This is a genomic window from Paenarthrobacter sp. JL.01a (genome assembly GCF_025452095.1).
Taxonomy (GTDB): Bacteria; Actinomycetota; Actinomycetes; order Actinomycetales; family Micrococcaceae; genus Arthrobacter.
The window spans coordinates 319,597-334,298 of the sequence record NZ_CP104877.1; the positions used below are offsets into that span (position 1 = coordinate 319,597).

18 protein-coding genes are annotated in these 14,702 nt (G+C 63.1%); 9 read left to right on the top strand and 9 right to left on the bottom strand.

Annotated elements, in window-relative coordinates; genetic code table 11:
• Positions 1-25: 25 nt before the first annotated feature.
• On the bottom strand, positions 26-1,207 hold the full coding sequence (locus tag N5P29_RS01555) for an aminotransferase class V-fold PLP-dependent enzyme (protein ID WP_262276943.1): 1,182 nt from the start codon (positions 1,205-1,207) through the stop codon (positions 26-28).
• Between the two features lie 280 nt (positions 1,208-1,487).
• Between N5P29_RS01555 and N5P29_RS01560 the strand changes: the two genes are divergently transcribed.
• A complete protein-coding gene (locus N5P29_RS01560; protein ID WP_144661712.1) occupies positions 1,488-2,174 on the top strand; it encodes a FadR/GntR family transcriptional regulator in 687 nt (228 codons plus the stop codon).
• Between the two features lie 15 nt (positions 2,175-2,189).
• On the opposite strand, the gene N5P29_RS01565 is transcribed toward N5P29_RS01560, so the two are convergent.
• Both N5P29_RS01565 and N5P29_RS01570 read right to left on the bottom strand, forming a co-directional pair.
• Positions 2,190-2,345, bottom strand: coding sequence for a DUF6766 family protein (locus N5P29_RS01565; RefSeq protein WP_262278635.1), 156 nt, complete (start codon positions 2,343-2,345; stop codon positions 2,190-2,192).
• A gap of 42 nt (positions 2,346-2,387) precedes the next feature.
• Positions 2,388-2,900 carry a DUF6328 family protein gene (locus tag N5P29_RS01570; protein ID WP_262276944.1) on the bottom strand — a complete coding sequence of 171 codons (513 nt, stop codon included), beginning with the start codon at positions 2,898-2,900 and terminating at the stop codon, positions 2,388-2,390.
• 111 nt (positions 2,901-3,011) lie between these two features.
• Here N5P29_RS01570 and N5P29_RS01575 point away from each other — a divergent pair, with 111 nt between their 5' ends.
• The gene (locus N5P29_RS01575) at positions 3,012-3,233 is read left to right on the top strand and encodes a hypothetical protein (RefSeq protein WP_262276945.1); all 222 of its coding nucleotides are present in this window, start codon (positions 3,012-3,014) and stop codon (positions 3,231-3,233) included.
• Between the two features lie 85 nt (positions 3,234-3,318).
• On the opposite strand, the gene N5P29_RS01580 is transcribed toward N5P29_RS01575, so the two are convergent.
• On the bottom strand, positions 3,319-3,489 hold the full coding sequence (locus N5P29_RS01580; protein ID WP_186313616.1) for a hypothetical protein: 171 nt from the start codon (positions 3,487-3,489) through the stop codon (positions 3,319-3,321).
• 311 nt (positions 3,490-3,800) lie between these two features.
• On the opposite strand from N5P29_RS01580, the gene N5P29_RS01585 reads away from it, so the two are divergent.
• From N5P29_RS01585 to N5P29_RS01600, 4 genes are all read left to right on the top strand, one after another.
• Positions 3,801-4,280 (top strand): Dps family protein, encoded by a 480-nt coding sequence (locus N5P29_RS01585; protein ID WP_262276946.1) that lies wholly within the window; start codon positions 3,801-3,803, stop codon positions 4,278-4,280.
• A 40-nt stretch (positions 4,281-4,320) separates the two neighbouring features.
• Entirely contained in the window at positions 4,321-5,274 is a 954-nt protein-coding gene (locus N5P29_RS01590; RefSeq protein ID WP_262276947.1) for a DNA topoisomerase IB, read from the top strand.
• Positions 5,275-5,361: 87 nt separating this feature from the next.
• Positions 5,362-5,919 (top strand): hypothetical protein, encoded by a 558-nt coding sequence (locus N5P29_RS01595; protein WP_262276948.1) that lies wholly within the window; start codon positions 5,362-5,364, stop codon positions 5,917-5,919.
• Positions 5,920-5,922: 3 nt separating this feature from the next.
• The gene (locus N5P29_RS01600; protein WP_262276949.1) at positions 5,923-6,510 is read left to right on the top strand and encodes a TetR/AcrR family transcriptional regulator; all 588 of its coding nucleotides are present in this window, start codon (positions 5,923-5,925) and stop codon (positions 6,508-6,510) included.
• Positions 6,511-6,589: 79 nt separating this feature from the next.
• Here N5P29_RS01600 and N5P29_RS01605 read toward each other — a convergent pair whose 3' ends face one another.
• The 5 genes from N5P29_RS01605 to N5P29_RS01625 form a co-directional block, all read right to left on the bottom strand.
• On the bottom strand, positions 6,590-6,868 hold the full coding sequence (locus tag N5P29_RS01605) for an HPr family phosphocarrier protein (RefSeq protein ID WP_144661719.1): 279 nt from the start codon (positions 6,866-6,868) through the stop codon (positions 6,590-6,592).
• 40 nt (positions 6,869-6,908) lie between these two features.
• Positions 6,909-8,945: a PTS fructose transporter subunit IIABC gene (locus tag N5P29_RS01610; protein WP_262276950.1), complete on the bottom strand. Its 2,037-nt coding sequence runs from the start codon at positions 8,943-8,945 to the stop codon at positions 6,909-6,911.
• 2 nt (positions 8,946-8,947) lie between these two features.
• Positions 8,948-9,934 carry a 1-phosphofructokinase family hexose kinase gene (locus tag N5P29_RS01615; protein WP_262276951.1) on the bottom strand — a complete coding sequence of 329 codons (987 nt, stop codon included), beginning with the start codon at positions 9,932-9,934 and terminating at the stop codon, positions 8,948-8,950.
• Positions 9,931-10,722 (bottom strand): DeoR/GlpR family DNA-binding transcription regulator, encoded by a 792-nt coding sequence (locus tag N5P29_RS01620; protein ID WP_262276952.1) that lies wholly within the window; start codon positions 10,720-10,722, stop codon positions 9,931-9,933. Before N5P29_RS01620 ends, N5P29_RS01615 begins: the two co-directional genes overlap by 4 nt.
• Before the next feature lie 447 nt (positions 10,723-11,169).
• Positions 11,170-11,382 carry a hypothetical protein gene (locus tag N5P29_RS01625; protein ID WP_262276953.1) on the bottom strand — a complete coding sequence of 71 codons (213 nt, stop codon included), beginning with the start codon at positions 11,380-11,382 and terminating at the stop codon, positions 11,170-11,172.
• 668 nt (positions 11,383-12,050) lie between these two features.
• On the opposite strand from N5P29_RS01625, the gene N5P29_RS01630 reads away from it, so the two are divergent.
• From N5P29_RS01630 to N5P29_RS01640, 3 genes are all read left to right on the top strand, one after another.
• Positions 12,051-12,824, top strand: a complete 774-nt coding sequence (locus tag N5P29_RS01630) for a GAF and ANTAR domain-containing protein (RefSeq protein ID WP_262276954.1) — start codon at positions 12,051-12,053, stop codon at positions 12,822-12,824.
• A gap of 215 nt (positions 12,825-13,039) precedes the next feature.
• On the top strand, positions 13,040-13,495 hold the full coding sequence (locus tag N5P29_RS01635; protein ID WP_262276955.1) for a hypothetical protein: 456 nt from the start codon (positions 13,040-13,042) through the stop codon (positions 13,493-13,495).
• Positions 13,496-13,533: 38 nt separating this feature from the next.
• Complete coding sequence (locus N5P29_RS01640; RefSeq protein WP_262276956.1) at positions 13,534-14,667, top strand: glutamate--cysteine ligase 2; 1,134 nt, start codon at positions 13,534-13,536, stop codon at positions 14,665-14,667.
• Positions 14,668-14,702: the final 35 nt, after the last annotated feature.

A 14,702-nucleotide genomic window follows, 5' to 3' on the forward strand; every position in this document is an offset into this window, starting at 1 on the left:
CCGGCTGAGCAGGTGCGGGTGGGGTCTAGAGGGATCGGGCGAGCCGGACCAGTTCCGGAACCGCCTTCTCCGCGAATATTTCGTAGTCCTTGGGGGAGTTGTAAAGGTGCGCGGAAAGCCGCAGGTAGCCCTGCCCGTTGAAAGTGGTGATGGCTGTCTCGATGTCCAGGTGCTCCGATATGTAGCCGCGGACTGCGTGGGAATCCTCGTGGGTGGTGGCCAGCCCGTCCGGCAGGCGGATGAGGCGCAACGGCCCTACAGGCATGCCGACGTCGACCGCCGGGTTCTGGCCTGTGGCGCTGGTGAAGGCCTCGCCGATCAGTGATTGGCCGTAGTCGCAGAGTTCCTTGGCGTAGGTTCGGAAGGTGTCCCAACCGTATCGCTCTTCGATGGTGTCGAAGGCTGTTCCGGCTGCCATCCAGGAGGTCACATCCTGGGTTCCGACGTGGTCGAAGTTTTCCGGAAACCTGTAGGGGAAGCCCCAGGAATCGATCAGTGGTTCCAACGACTCTGCCTGTGGTCCCCGTGCAACCAACGCAGCGGTTCCCCTCGGGGCGCAGGCAAACTTGTGGAGATTGCCCACCCAGAAACCCTCAAAATCGGGAACCGGAAACTCCAGCACGCCTGGGGCATGGGCTGCGTCCACCAGCACAGGCACGCCCAGGAGGGAAGCTTCGCGGGCGATGTCTTCGACAGGGAATGCCCGGGCAGTTGCCGAAGTGATCTGGTCCACCACGATCAGGGCCGTCCGGGGAGTCACCTCGGCCATCACCAAGGCACGAACAGTCTCCGCGTCGGCCTCGAGGGGGATTTCCGCGATCCGAACGCGGCCGCCGGATCTGCGGGCTACCCGTTCTGCCCCCTGGAGTACCGCTCCGTACGCATGGTTGGTGGTCACGATCTCCGCACCGGGAGCAAAATCCATCGAGTTGTAGACAGTGCTCACCCCGGCGCTCGCGTTGTGGACCAGGGCAAGTTGTTGGGGATCAACAGCGAGGAAGCCTGCGACCTCCTTTCGCGCCGTGGCCACCAGCTCAAACTGGCTCATGAACCACGGGCAGGGGTTCAGGTCCATCTGTTCCTTGAGTCTTAACTGTTGCGCCTGGGCGGCCCGGGGGACGGAGCCATAGGAGCCGTGGTTGAGGTGGACCTTGGACGGGGTGAGGCTCCAGTCAGCCATGGCGGGTTGGCCCTCGGGGGTCAACATCGGGCGGGGGACTGTGAGGGGTGCTGGGATCACGGCGTCCTTCGTCAAGAGAAATGGGGCAACGCTCTGTAAGTTACATCACAGGTACTGCCGAGACAACGGACAATCCAAAATAGTCATAAGATGACTTTTGCGCTTTATGCCTGCTCTTGCACCTAACAGGCGCTTCCGTGGGGCAAGAGATACGATGTCTTGATGCGAAGGCATGACAATGTTTCCGCTCCGGGAGCTGTCCGGTCCGGTGCGGTAGCGTGATACCGGGATGTGAAGGAGGGGACATATGGGTGCTGTTGAGACGGCAATGCAGGGCCTGAGGAACAAGATTGCCTCGGGTGAACTCGCGGCTGGCCAGAAGTGTCCTCCCGAGGCTGAGCTGTCAGCGCAGCTGGGTGTCTCAAGGAGCTCCTTGCGGGAAGCTGTGCGGGCCATGTCCGCGCTGGGCGTCATGGAGTCCAGGCATGGTTCGGGAACCTACATCTCGTCCCTGGAGCCGACGGTGATCCTCCAGAATTTCGCCCTGCTGGTCGATCTGCTGCCACTGGACGGGTTGCTGGAACTCTTCGAAATCCGCAGGCTTATGGAATCCCATGCAGCTGCTGCTGCGGCAGCCAATGCCACGCCGGAAGTCCTCGCGAAATTGACGGCGCTCGTGGAGGGCATGGAGGCCACTGACAGCCCGAGTGAGTACTCGGAGCTCGACTCGCAGTTCCACGAGGAGATCTGCCGGGCGAGCGGGAATTCGACGCTCAACGCACTGGTCAGGCTTTTCCGCTCGCGCGGTGGACACTTCCATATTTTCGACGGCGAGGACGGTGCGGCCGTGCGCGAGGACAGCACTGCCGGCCACAGCGCAATCGTGGCCGCGATCGCGCGGCGGGATCCAACCATGGCGGCTACGGCGACGGCCGCCCACATTGCCCAGACCGAGATCTGGCTCAAAAAGCTCAGGCCGGAGCCCCGGCTCTAAAGCCATGCACTGCCCTTACGAGCCCGTCTCATAATGTGGTTCGGCTACGGGCTTGGTTTCCGGTGAACCGCGCTCCCGCAGATAGACGGATGCTCCCACCAGCACTCCAGCGGCCAGGAATTCGCTCTGCCAGTTCTGGAAGGGCTCAAACCAGAACTGGCTGGAAGCCATGTACTCCCGTCGTTTCACGGTTTTGGACAGGTCCTGGCATGTTCACTCCTCCTTCGTGTTTCCGTTGCCGTTCATGCCGCGGTGGAAGAGCCACAGAGGCATTCCAACCACCAACAGCAGCAGCATCAGGACTATGAACCCGCCGGCCAGGATGCCTGCGGTCCGTCCGGCCGTAAAGTCGAAGACCAGGGTCGCGGAGCCCACGATCAACAACGCGACACCACCCAGCGCCCATTTGGTGACGACGTCGGCACTGGAAACCAAGGTGGCCTTTAGTCCGCGGCGGAAGAGCCGCCGGTGCACGCTGACGGGGATGACGATGAGCGCCGTAGTGAGGGCTGCCACCATGACGTTGAACAGGTACAGGCCGCGCTGCCAATCGTCCAATTCCCTGAAGCGCGATTGGAAGGGAAGCGTCAGCAGGAATCCGCCCAGAATTTGGACGCCGGTTTGGAGAACCCTCAGTTCCTGGATGAGTTCCATCCAGTTGCGGTCCATGCGTTCTTCCGTGGACTCGTTCCTGCCGATCCTTGGAACTTGTTCCTGTTCTGCCATTCGTATGCCTCCGCAGCAATTGGTGGACGCCGTGGGTGTGCCGGGCTACGGTCGGACTGTCAGCATCCCTCGAACTTTTTTCGGGGCCTCAGCGGATTCCAAGGAGGAAAAATGAGTCACGACGAGCACCGGGTCGACCCGGACAGCGAACCCGGCGGGTACGGTACGCCGACTCCCGAACAGGAACTGCCTGGTAGCGGCAGGGGAAGTGAAACTCCTGAGCGTCCCGCCGAAGGCGTTCCCGAAGTGCCGGGCGACGACTTTCCAACACCGCAGGATCCGGACGCGGCTCCGCCTGCCGCGGCGACAGGACAAGAGTCCGGCGAAGGGTAGGTGTGCCGGAGGGCCGTCCCCGCGTCCAGCTCATGAACGCAGGGAACAGCCCTCGAAGACCTGTTGGACAGTCCGCGGCCGCGCTCTATACCGTATGACCCCGGCGGTTGGACATGAAGCTCAGCAGCCAACCAATGGCCGCGATGACGAGGAGGACAACGCCTACCCACAGCAACCAGCTCAGGGCCTGCGAGAAACCGCCCACAAGAAGGAGAACAATTGCTACTACACCAGCAATGATCAGAAGTGTATTCATGGTCAGCACATTCCTTTCCGGGGAATCTTTGGTGAATCCGGGATTCCCGATTATGCATTCCGGTTTACTTCGATGTGGTTATGCCGGTACCAAGAGGCGTTTCCGCAGCCTCGAAGTGCCTTTGTATCGTTACCAGCCGGTGGGCTTCGTCAGGATATGAAGTTCGCCAGCTGTGAACAGCAACACTCCTCATTGTACTACTAAGCACCCTTATGAAAGGCTTATCGCAGTCGTCACCTGATGATTGGGCAGTTGCCGCAGACGTTTTGCGGCACGTTTTTGGCTCACATGAACGTCCATGAGAGGAACACATGAAAGCGTCACAGCAGCTTGCAGACAACCTTCAAATCGTCCTGACCGACCTCATCGAGCTGCAGCTCCAGGGGAAGCAGGCGCACTGGAACATCGTGGGACCGAACTTCCGCGATCTCCACCTCCAGCTGGACGAGCTCGTCCTGGCAACGCGGCAGTTCGCTGATGACACCGCCGAGCGCATGCGTGCCCTCCACGCCCTGCCGGACGGACGCAGCGCAACCATCGCCAAGGGAACCCGTCTTGAGGAATTCCCGGCCGGCCTGGTGAGCACCAAGAACGCCGTCAAGCTGGTCACCGACCGCGTGGAGCGTGCGGTCCAGACGATGCGCGACGTTCACGACGAGGTTGATGAGGAAGATCCGACGACGGCGGACCTGCTGCACGCGTTCATCGCCCGCCTTGAGCAGCTGGTGTGGATGATCAACGCCGAAATCATGAATGCCGGCGCTGCTGTGACGGACCCGGACGACGCCTGAGCAAGAACCGCATCGGCTCACCAAAGACAAGGCCCAGACTGTGCCACGGCTGAAGAGAAGTGACCTTTCCAAGCCCGGCATTGTCCGCCGGAAGGTTGGAACGGGGTTCAGCTACCGCCATCCCGACGGGAGTTTGGTCAGCAAGGAGGATCGCCAGCGCATCAATGCGCTGGCGATCCCGCCTGCATGGACCGACGTGTGGATCAGCCCCTACGAGCACGGGCACATCCTTGCCACGGGGGTAGATGCCGCCGGGCGGAGCCAATACATCTACCATCCCGGGTGGCGGGAACGTAAAGACACCGAAAAGTTCATCCGCGCGGCCAAACTTGGCCTTGTTCTGCCATCGGTCCGCCGCAACGTAACAGTCCATCTCCAGGATGACGCGGACCCTAGACAGCAGACACTCGCAGCAGCAGTGCGGTTCATGGATCTTGGCGCGCTGCGCGTGGGTTCCGAGGTCTACATGAAGCAAAACGGATCGTATGGACTCACCACCCTCCGCTGCCGCCATGCGCGGGTTGAGGGGCCGGATGTGTTCCTTAAATTCCCCGGCAAGAGCGGCCAGCTCTGGGACACCTCCATCCATGACCCCGCCTTGGCCGCCTTCTTGGAGCCGCTGGCGAACCGTCCCGGCAAGGAGCGGCTACTGGCCTACCAAGCGAACGGGACCTGGGTGTCGGTGGATGCGTCCATGATCAATGAGTATCTCCGCGGCATCGCCGGGGAGGCCTATACCTCCAAGGATTTCCGGACCTGGAAAGGCACTGCTGCCGCCGCCCTCTGCCTTATCAAGTCCGGGCACAAGGGAACCCCCAGGCAGGCAATCGTGCGGGCCATCAGGGAAGCCTCGGAACTCCTTGGAAACACTCCGTCAGTGGCCCGGTCTTCCTATGTGGATCCAAGGATCATCGAGGCGTACCTCTCGGAAGAGCTGAAGGACGTCAAGCCTACGGAAGCCTCAATTGCTGCCTATCTGAACGGTGAAACCTGACACCTGGCCGGGGGCCTTCAAACGCCGCCATCGTTTTATGAGTACACTCGTACTAATAAAATCGATGGAATGGTGTGGGGGCCGTAAATGATTCTGCTGGCAATTGTGCTGTGTGAGGTTGCGTTCTGGGTGGCCATCGTCGCCGGGCTCACTGCGCGATATCTACTGCGCAGCCCCCGGCTTGGCGGGACTCTCCTTATTCTTGCTCCGGTCATCGATGCCGTCCTGCTTGCGTTGGTCGCCGTCGATCTTCTCGGCGGCGGTACGGCGTCCTGGCATCACGGACTTGCCGCGATCTATATCGGCGTCTCCATCGCGTACGGCAAGCGCATGGTGGCCTGGGCCGATGCGCACTTCCAGCACCGGTTTGCCGGCGGACCCGCGCCGGAGCGGCTCACAGGAAGCCGCTACACCATCAAATGCTGGCGGGATGTACTTCTTACAGCACTTGCGGTGGGGATCGCCGCCGGGACCCTGGGGGCGATCATCCTGCTGGTCAACGATGCAGAACGAACCGCTGCCCTTTCGGACTTCTTTCGAATTCTGTCAATCATCTTCGCCATCGACTTCCTGTGGGCCGTGAGCTATACGATCTGGCCGAAAAAGGCCCCTCGCGCCTTACCCGCTGCTACCGGACGGCGCTGATCCATGCCCAGGAGAATCGACGCAGAGGCGCGCACCGCAGCAATAGCGGAAGCTTCCTTGCGGGTGTTGCAACGTGAGGGTCTTTCGGGGCTTTCCGTGCGGGGGGTGGCAGCGGAAGCCGGCATCGCAGCGGCTTCGCTACGGCGTGCGTTTGCCACGCAACATGCCCTGCGGGAGTTCTGCCTGCAACTCATTGAGGACCGGGTGACCGCACGTGTTGCTGCGATCGACCTTTCGGGCAGGGCACTTGTTGATGCGCTGCTTGCACAGTTGCTCCCGCTGGACAAAGAACGACGCTTGGAGCTGGTTGCCCAAGTCCAGCTCGGCGTCCTTTCACTCACTGACAGTGAGCTTCGTCCCGCCGCCGCCAGGCTCAGCGATGGAGTCGACCGCGCATGCAACGCCGCCATCCAAATCCTGATTGAAGCGGACCAGTTCCACCGTGGGCGCGACGCCGCGTACGAAGCCCAGCGACTTCGGGCACTCCTGGACGGAATCGCGATGCACGGATTGTGGGGCGGTGAACTGACGGAGCAAGGGTCCATGCTCAGGATGCTCGGGCGCCATCTCGACGAACTCAGCGGCCCTTAGCAATACGCAAAAAGAGCCTGGCGACACCCATATCCGGGTGTCGCCAGGCACTTTTCGTGTCGCTGGAGGGTTTGCGTCCCTACTCGGCGTCGTGGTCCGTTTCGAGGATCTTCACCAGGCTGTCCAGTGCTTCGTCCGCACCGTCGCCTTCTGCACGAAGAACCACCACGTCACCGTGGGAAGCGCCCAGGCTCATGAGGGACAGGATGCTGGCCGCGTCCATGGCGTCGTCGGCCGGCTCTCCCTGACGGGCGATGGTGACGTCGATATCCAGGTCTCCGGCGGCCTCGGCGAAGATGGCTGCCGGGCGGGCGTGGAGGCCTACACGGCTTGCGATGGTGGCTGTACGTTCGGGCATTGGTGCTCCTTTGGTGGTGGTGGGTGGCTTTGTGGGAAGTCTAGACGCTGACGGTTGCCGGGGTGGCTTCTGCTTCGACAGGCTTCTTCACTGCCCAACGCTTGAGGGCGATGACCAGCAGTGCGGTGATGACCACGCCGACGGCGATCGAGAGGAAGAACAGCAGGAAGTTGTCGATCGCGAAGAAGACGAACAGGCCGCCGTGGGGTGCCTTGGACGTGACGCCGAAAGCCATGGACAGTGCACCGGTTACGGCGCCGCCCACCATGCTGGCAGGGATGACGCGCAGCGGGTCGGCGGCAGCGAAGGGAATGGCGCCTTCGGAGATGAACGAAGCACCCAGGAGCCAAGCCGCCTTGCCGTTTTCACGCTCGGCGAGGGAGAACAGCTTCTTGTCCAGGACGGTGGCGAGTGCCATGGCCAGCGGCGGAACCATGCCTGCCGCCATGACGGCTGCCATGATCTGCCACGGAGCTTGGTTGGAGACGCTCGCGGCGCCAAGACCGGCAACAGCGAATGCGTAGGCGACCTTGTTGACCGGGCCGCCGAGGTCGAAGCACATCATGAGGCCCAGGATGATGCCGAGGACTATTGCGCCGGCGCCGGTGAGGCTGGAGAGCCCCGCGTTGAGGGCGTTGGTGAGTGCCACGATCGGGGCGCCCAGGATCAGGAACATCAAGCCCGAAGCCACCAAGGACGCGACCAATGGAATGATGACCACGGGCATCAGGCCGCGAAGCCAACGAGGAACGTCGAGCTTGCCAATCTGGTAGGCCACGTAGCCGGCCAGAAGACCGCCGACGATACCGCCGAGGAAGCCTGCACCCATGAAGCCCGACACGGCACCGGCCACGAAGCCGGGGGCGATGCCCGGACGGTCCGCAATGGCGTAGGCGATGTAACCAGCCAGTGCCGGCACGAGGAATCCGAGGGAGAGGGCACCGATCTTGAACAGCACGGCGCCGATGTACGCACCCAAGGGACCCCAGGCGTTGTCCGGGAACTCGGTGGGCAGGTTGAAGATGCTGTTCTCGACAACGATCTTGTCCGCAAAGCTGGTGATCAGGTAGCCGCCCATCAGGAAGCCAAGGGCAATCAACAGACCGCCACCGGCCACGAACGGAATCATGTAGCTGACACCGGTGAGGAGGGCGCGCTTGAGCTTCTGGCCGATGTGCTCGCCCTTTTCCTCTTCGGCGCGTTCTGCCTGCTCCTCGGCACCGAAGTGCGGGACGCGGCGTGCGTGCGGGTCCTCGGCGGCCGCGAGGGCTTCCTGGACCATCTTGGTGGGCTCGTCGATGCCACGCTTGACCGGCGCGTTAATCACCGGCTTGCCGGCAAACCGCTCCTTGCCGCGAACGTCCACGTCGACGGCGAAAATCACCGCGTCCGCAGCAGCAATCACGGCCGGGTCCAGCGGCTTGGCCCCGGAGGAGCCCTGCGTCTCGACCTGAAGGTCAACACCCAACTCCTGGGCTGCGGCAACCAGTGAGTCTGCTGCCATGTAGGTGTGCGCGATGCCGGTGGGGCAAGCGGTCACTGCCACGATGCGCTTGGGTGCGGCAGCCGCCGTCGTGCTCGCTGCGGGAGCCGCTTCAGGGGCAGGTGCCGCGTGCGCAGCGGGCTTGTCTGCCAGTGCACCGTCAACCAACTCCACGATTTCCTGCTCGGAGGATGCTGCGCGCAGCGCTGCCGTGAAGTCCTTTTTAATGAGGGATCGGGCCAGCTTGGAGAGCAGCTTCAGGTGTTCCTGGTCCGCGCCGTCCGGGGCTGCGATGAAGAAGATCAGGTCCGCCGGGCCGTCCTTGGCGCCGAAATCCACCTTGTGGGACAAGCGTGCCATGGCCAGTGCGGGTTCAGAGACTGCGGCGGAGCGGCAGTGCGGGATGGCGATGCCGCCGGGGACGCCGGTGGCGGTCTTCTGCTCGCGGGCGAAGGCGTCGGCGAACAGGCCTTCGACCTCGGTGGCACGGCCAGCGGCGGCAACTTTGCCGGCCAGGACGCGGATGACGTCGGCAGGGGAGTCGCCCAGGTTCTGGTCGAGGGTGACCAATTGGGGTGTGATCAGCTGGGTCACTGTTAGTCCTTCTGGAGGGCCGTGATGGTTACGGCGGCGGGGGTTGTCTGGTGGACTGCCGGGACAGTGGAGCCCGGCAGCGAAGCGGCAGCGGCACCATGTGCCACGGCTTGACGGAGGCAGTCCTGTGCGGAGCCGCCCTGGGTTGCGGCCAGCAGGTAGCCGGCCAAGGATGAATCCCCGGCGCCTACCGTGCTGACTGCCTTGATTGGCGGATGCGTGGCAAGCCACGCTCCGTCTGCGGTCACCAGGACTGCGCCCTTGGACCCCAGTGTTGCGAGAACGGCACCCACACCGCTGGCGACGACGGCGGCAGCAGCTTCGGCGGCTTTGGCCGGGTCTGCTTCCAGTTGCTCAGCTGTGGAGACGTTCGTGAAACCGGCAGCGGCGGCAAGCTCTGCGAGCTCTTCCGCGTTCGGCTTGAGGAGGTCCGGCTTTCCCAGGGCATCGCCCTCCAGGGCCGCCGCCAGCGGGGCTCCGGAGGAGTCGATGGCGATGCCGGGAGCGGCCGTTCCATCCGCGGCCGACCGGAGCCGGCGTGCGATTGTGGCGTAGAAGTCCGCAGGTACTCCTGGTGGGAGTGAGCCTGCGAGAACAACCCAGCTCGCGCCACGGGAGCGATCCAGCAGCAGCCCGATCAGGGCCTCCTGCTGTTCACCGCTCAGCTCCGGGCCGGGTTCGTTGATCTTGGTGGTGACGCCGTCCGGTTCGGTGAGCGTGACATTGCTGCGCAGCGCCTGACCGATGGGCAGGGCCGCAAACGGAACGCCGCCGTCGTGCAGTCCGGAAAGGACGGGATCGGCATCCGCGCCCGGAAGGACCGCCAGCGTTTCGAGGCCGGAGGCCACCAGGGCACGGGAAACGTTGACGCCCTTTCCGCCGGATTCCTGGTGGACGGCGACGGCGCGCTGAACCTCGCCGCGGGCCAGGGCGCCGGGGAGTTCGACGGTGCGGTCCAGGCTGGGGTTGGCCGTGAGGGTGACGATCATGCGACCACCACGTCTACGCCGGCGTCGGCCAAAGCTGCCGCGAGTTCAGCCGAGGGCTGCTGGTCAGTAATCAAGGTGTCAACATCCTTCAAGGTGGCGAACTGGACCAAGGTTTCGGCATCCAGCTTGGACGAGTCGGCCAGGGCCACAACGCGGCGGGCTGACTTTACGAAGGCCGCTTTCACGGCGGCTTCTTCGGGGTCGGGGGTGCTCAGCCCGAAGACGGCGTGAATCCCGTTGGTGCCCACGAACGCGATGTCCGGCCGGAGCCGGTAAGCGGCTTCGACTGTGGACTGCCCGACGGCGGCCTGCGTCAGTCCTCGGACGCGACCGCCGAGAATCTGGAGCGCGACGCCCTGCGTTGAGGAGAGCTTGCCGGCAATGGGGATGGCGTGGGTGATGACCACCAGTTCTTCATTGCTGTTGGTGGGAAGGGTCCGCTGGGCGAGAAGGTCGGCGAGGGTCTCGGTGGTGGAGCCCGCATCCAGAAGGATGCTGCCGGTGGTGGGCTCGGGAATCAGGGCGAGGGCGGCTTTCGCGATGCGGAGTTTTTCGTCCTGGCGCTGCACTGCACGCTCGACGATGCTTTCCTCGCGGGTGCTGAGGCGGTCCGAGGGGACGGCCCCGCCATGGACCCTGCGGAGGTTTCCGGAAACTTCAAGGGCTGCGAGATCGCGGCGGATGGTCTCAGTGGTGATGCTGAAGCGGTCGGCGAGGTCGGTGACGCTCACCCGTCCGCGCTCTGCGACGAGTGCGGAGATCAGTTGTTGGCGTTCTTCGGCGAACACTTACCCTCCATTGCGGTAAAGCCGGATTTTCGATGCAGCCACTTGCGTGATTGCTGTCACAACGATGTGGAATTGATTGACTCTATCTTTGTTTGTGTTGGTAAGTCAATAGAAACCAACATAAACACAGATTGGGCTTCGTTGAGGGGTTGCTTGCGGGCACGAAAAAAGGGCATGTCGCGCTCCCTGTAGCGCGACATGCCCCCGTATCGGATCCAGACTGGGGGATTTCTGCCGGGATCCGGTCTGTGGGTGCGAACCGTCCCAGGTGGACGGGCTGTTACCTGGTCCCTGGGTTTCCTGGCCCGGCGGGCGGTGGGACCTCCGGGTCAGGGGTGGGGTCCGGGACCGGGGGTGGGCCGGGTTCGGGCAAAGGAACGGGCTCGGGCGTCGGTCCGGGCTCCCGGGGCGGGGCCGGTTGAGCCGGGTCTGGAAAGCCGCTCTCCATCAAGCGCTCTTCCTCCGGGGCAAGCGCGCGGGCCGGAGGCTTTCCGGGGCGCTGGAGGGGTACCGGCCGGAGTCCCATCCGGAGCTCCTGTAGTCGATGGGCAGGTTGTCCGGATCCGGAGGATCGGGCAGCTTGTGCCGGCCGGACTGTCCATGCTGGCCAAGGCTCCGCGCCTTGCTCGATGACTCCCTCTTGTGTGATTCGGCGTGCATGCTATCCCTTTCGGTAGCTCCAGAATTACTGCTGCTTCTCCGCGGCCGCTCCGTTGCGGTCAGTCAGGAATTTCCATCCGGAAGCCGCAATGGCATCCAAGGATGCGTGTGTTGATGAGAACCTCGTACATCCGCAGCTGGCCCCCTGGCGTCAACACCAAAGGCGTCTGTATCCTCCGAAGCTCGCAACTGCTAGTCTTCATGGGTTCGCCGCAGTGAAGATACTGACCGCCGAACTGAAGTACGCCTTGGGAGGTGCCGGGCCGGTTGAGTACTGCAGCCACTCGTTGGACCGAGGCGGTCTGCTGGTAGGAGTACCTGCAGGCGTGGCATTCATACGCCACATCCACCATGTTGGGCGCCGGTGGATAGTGGGATTGGATCGAATTCACCAGGAGATGCTTGTCCGTATTGCACCGGGTGCACCACAGGGGCTCGTCAGGCGGTTGGTGGGCTTCGTCCGGAACTCTGGACGCTGGCTGGGCCGGCATGGGTCTGTACCTCGGCATCAAAAATGCGGGTCGCCCGTCTGCATGAGCTGTAAAGCCTGTCCTGGGAATGCGGGACTGTAGCTAGATTGTGCACATAGGTGCACGGCATATGCAAGGATTCTGGTGTCATTCCCTGAAGGGGTGACAGGGAGCTTCCCCCCGATCGTAAACTAAGGCATGGACGAAATGAACGTTGAATTGGCGCTGCCTGATGCCGCCTCGGCGCCCGACGATGTTTCGGTGCCTGAACGGCTTCAGGACCTTGTAATTGACAGCGAAGACGTCGGTGGATTCCTCGGAGATCTCGCTGTATTTTCGGCTGAGGCGGTGTCTGCGGCTGTCGGCATGAACGTGCATTGCGGCATCACCCTGAGCCGGCGGAGGCGTACTGCCACGGTGGCTGGCAGTACCCATGAAGCCAGGCTGATCGATGAAGTCCAGCAGGCCTACGGGGATGGTCCCTGCTTGGAGGCAATGCGGACACATAACACCGTGCATGTGCCCGATACCGCCGCAGAGGAGCGTTGGCCGGAATACTGCAAAGTCATTGCGGACCGCGGACATCTTTCAGCCCTCTGCGTTCCCCTGGAGCTGGACGAAGGTGCCACGGCCGCCCTGAACTTCTTTGCTCCGCAGGCCGGAGCCTTCAGCGATTCCACCATCAAGGACTGCGAGCTCTACGCCAGCCAGGCGGAACGCTCGCTTCGCCTGGCAGTCCGGATCGGCGTGAAGCAGCAGCACGCGGACGATCTCAAGGACGCGATGCAGTCGCGGACCGTTATCGACCTTGCCTGCGGCATCATCATGGGGCAAAACCGCTGCACCCAGGACGAAGCGTTCCAGATCCTCAAGAAGGCTTCCAGTACCCGGAACCAGAAGCTGCGTGACGTTGCGGAGGGGCTGGTCAAGAACGTGGCGAAGGAATCGCCCGTCTCGCATTTTGAGCCCTGACCGGGCGGTGGCCGCGGGCCCGTGGCCATCCTGTGACTTGTGACCCACGCCACTGGTGAACTACATTTTAGGTGGGTTAAGCAGATAGCCTTTGGAGCCTCATGACGTGGTGCCATCCCGGATGGCCCAAAAACTGCACTCTGGCCGCGGTCACTATCGACCGGCCCGCAGCATCAACGCATGTCCGCTCCTGGTTGTAGCAAAGGAGAACAGCAATGACGCTTGGATCCCTTCCTGTCCCTAAACCTTCCCAAGAGTCCATGACTGCGCCCGCTGTTCCGGAAGCGCGGCCATGGTGCACGGTATGTGCAACAGATTCCCACATTTTCGTGGAGACGGTGGTTGAAGCAGAACCACACCAATCGGAAGTGGTCGACGTCAGCTACACCTGCGGTGAATGCGATACGTTCTACGCCCACCCCGTCCGCCTGGCGACGCTGGTTCCGGAAATCCAACAGGAATTCCTTTCCACCGCCGCGGCAGGCCTGTGGTTCAGCTGCACCCATTGCGGCGATCCGATGACACTTGGCCGGCCCGCGGAACGGGTGATCGAGGCTCCCCGGAGCACCGAAGACCCGGAAAGCTCGAACCTCCTTGAGGTGTACCTGCAGACCCAGGTGCTGCACTGTCGCTGCGGTTTCCAAATGGAGGTTCCACGCCACGTTGGATAGCAGCCGCTTCTCAATAGTCCATGGTGGGAGGGGTGGCTATGCGTACGTTTGGAGTGGAAGAGGAACTGCTGATCGCCGATCCTTCGGACGGCACGCCGTTGGCCCTCGCGGCCGACATCCTGGACGTGGCTGCGCAGGGCGTGGATGCCACGGACGATGCTGCCTCGCTGAAGTCCGAATTCAAGCAGGAGCAAATCGAAGTCAACTCCAGCCCGTGCCGTACGGCGGCCGAACTCAGGGCTGAGATCCGTGCTGGCCGATCCTTGTCCGACAAGGCAGCAAGGACGCTGGGTGCCAGGGTGGCGGCCTTGGCCACCCCGCCGGTTTTTCACGCGACACCCACTGCCGGAAATCAGCGCTACACGGCCATGGGCGCGGAATTCGGCCTGATTTCACGCGAACAACTCACCTGCGGCTTCCACGTGCATGTATCCATCGAGTCACCTGAAGAGGGTGTCGCGGTCCTGGACAGAATGCGTCACTGGCTGCCCGTCCTACTGGCATTGAGCGCCAATTCGCCCTTTTGGATGGGCACAGACACCGGCTTTGCGAGCTACCGCACGCAGATCTGGAACCGCTGGCCCACGGCAGGTCCGATGGACGTCTTCGGCTCGGCCGACGGGTACCGGAACGTGTTGGAGGCGCTGCTAGGCACCGGTGTGCCCATGGATGAGGGCATGATCTATTTCGATGCCCGCTTGTCCCGGGGCCATCCCACCGTTGAACTCAGGATCGCGGACGTGTGCCTTTACGCCGAGGATGCGCTCACCCTGGCCGTGATCGCGCGAGCGCTGGTGGAGACTTCGGCGGCTGAATGGCGCCGCGGCGAACCGCCGTCGAGCGCCATGACCCAGGTGATCCGCATGGCCAACTGGAAAGCCAGCCGCTTCGGCATCAACCGCGAACTCCTGCACCCGCTGGAGCAGACCCCCGTTGCCGCCCCAGAGGTTGCCGGCGCGTTGCTGCGCCACATCAGGCCGGCACTGGCCAAAGCCGGGGACCTGGCTGCCGCCCGGGCTGGCGTGGCCGCCATCCTCCGCCGTGGTTCAGGCGAGCGGCTGCAGCGCCAGGCCTATGCGCGCCGCAAGCGGTTGTCCGACGTCGTGTCCGCCGCGATCGCGTCCACGCACCAGGATGGCGAACTTTCCGACGCCGGTTTGCTGACCTTCTGACATCGAAAGGTTTGACGGCGGCGGACCGGTGCGCC

What these genes read in the sequence shown, in the direction of transcription:
- N5P29_RS01595 (WP_262276948.1), top strand. Translation starts at nt 5,362, where the DNA reads ATGATTCTGCTGGCAATTGTGCTGTGTGAGGTTGCGTTCTGGGTGGCC.
- N5P29_RS01635 (WP_262276955.1), top strand. Translation starts at nt 13,040, where the DNA reads ATGACGCTTGGATCCCTTCCTGTCCCTAAACCTTCCCAAGAGTCCATG.
- N5P29_RS01600 (WP_262276949.1), top strand. Translation starts at nt 5,923, where the DNA reads ATGCCCAGGAGAATCGACGCAGAGGCGCGCACCGCAGCAATAGCGGAA.
- N5P29_RS01625 (WP_262276953.1), bottom strand. Translation starts at nt 11,382, where the DNA reads ATGCACGCCGAATCACACAAGAGGGAGTCATCGAGCAAGGCGCGGAGC.
- N5P29_RS01580 (WP_186313616.1), bottom strand. Translation starts at nt 3,489, where the DNA reads ATGAATACACTTCTGATCATTGCTGGTGTAGTAGCAATTGTTCTCCTT.
- N5P29_RS01560 (WP_144661712.1), top strand. Translation starts at nt 1,488, where the DNA reads ATGGGTGCTGTTGAGACGGCAATGCAGGGCCTGAGGAACAAGATTGCC.
- N5P29_RS01555 (WP_262276943.1), bottom strand. Translation starts at nt 1,207, where the DNA reads ATGTTGACCCCCGAGGGCCAACCCGCCATGGCTGACTGGAGCCTCACC.
- N5P29_RS01585 (WP_262276946.1), top strand. Translation starts at nt 3,801, where the DNA reads ATGAAAGCGTCACAGCAGCTTGCAGACAACCTTCAAATCGTCCTGACC.
- N5P29_RS01615 (WP_262276951.1), bottom strand. Translation starts at nt 9,934, where the DNA reads ATGATCGTCACCCTCACGGCCAACCCCAGCCTGGACCGCACCGTCGAA.
- N5P29_RS01630 (WP_262276954.1), top strand. Translation starts at nt 12,051, where the DNA reads ATGGACGAAATGAACGTTGAATTGGCGCTGCCTGATGCCGCCTCGGCG.
- N5P29_RS01575 (WP_262276945.1), top strand. Translation starts at nt 3,012, where the DNA reads ATGAGTCACGACGAGCACCGGGTCGACCCGGACAGCGAACCCGGCGGG.
- N5P29_RS01640 (WP_262276956.1), top strand. Translation starts at nt 13,534, where the DNA reads ATGCGTACGTTTGGAGTGGAAGAGGAACTGCTGATCGCCGATCCTTCG.
- N5P29_RS01565 (WP_262278635.1), bottom strand. Translation starts at nt 2,345, where the DNA reads ATGGCTTCCAGCCAGTTCTGGTTTGAGCCCTTCCAGAACTGGCAGAGC.
- N5P29_RS01570 (WP_262276944.1), bottom strand. Translation starts at nt 2,900, where the DNA reads ATGGCAGAACAGGAACAAGTTCCAAGGATCGGCAGGAACGAGTCCACG.
- N5P29_RS01605 (WP_144661719.1), bottom strand. Translation starts at nt 6,868, where the DNA reads ATGCCCGAACGTACAGCCACCATCGCAAGCCGTGTAGGCCTCCACGCC.